This window comes from Shewanella sp. MF05913, assembly GCF_059758095.1.
On record NZ_JCAYNT010000064.1, the window covers coordinates 1 to 831 of the forward strand.

The 831-nt window shown below is 42.4% G+C and carries 1 protein-coding gene; it reads right to left on the reverse strand.

Annotation, left to right across the window (positions count from 1 at the left end; all coding sequences use genetic code 11):
- A partial coding sequence (locus AC19MV_RS23005) for an IS110 family RNA-guided transposase (protein WP_498310040.1) occupies positions 1-745 on the reverse strand: 745 nt, incomplete at its 3' end.
- Positions 746-831: the final 86 nt, after the last annotated feature.

Below are 831 nucleotides of genomic sequence, written 5' to 3' on the forward strand. Positions count from 1 at the left end.
TTAACCCCAGCCACACCCCCAGTTCTTTAGCAGTATTAAACGCCTGGCCTTTGCCAATTGATGCAACAAACGCTGACGCGATAATGGGGCCGATACCAGGAATACTTAATAAGATTTTGCCATTAGGGTCACGCTCGACAAGCTTTTTTATCAAGGTATTAATTCTGTCTAAACGTTTATTAACACTTTGATATTCATCCCAGAAATCATTAGCCATCAGTTTGATGATAGGGCGTTGTGATGCATCATTAATGATGTCCCAAATGGCCAGTTCAAAGGCTTTATAACCTTGAGCAAAGCAAATGCCAAAATCAACTAAAACACCCCTAATTTGGTTAGTGCAGGCGGTTTTCTCTTTCACTAATCGCTCTCTGACTCGGTGTAACATCAATATTTCTTGCTGCTCTTCGGTTTTCACTGGCACGAAACGAATGTTAGGCCTAAAGCTGGCTTCATAAATCGCCATTGTGTCATTGTTGTCATTTTTACTGCCTCGCACGAACGGGGTGACATGTTGGGCTGGAATAAGCTTAACGTTATGCCCCATAGCGAGAAACTTACGCCCCCAGTAATGGGATGAATAGCAAGCCTCAAATACCACATCGCAATGGGGTTGTTGCAACATAAACTCAGTCAGTTGAGTGCGATTTAAACGTTTATTGAAGACTTGCTTTGCATGGTTATCCATTCCTAAAACTTGGAAAACATTTTTTGCCAAATCAATCGCAATAGTGGTAACTTTCATAGTGGACGCTCCTTAAGTAACTGTATGGTTCAACATCAGTTTGGCGCATTGACGCCGTATTAGGGAGCGTCCATCTCATCACCCAT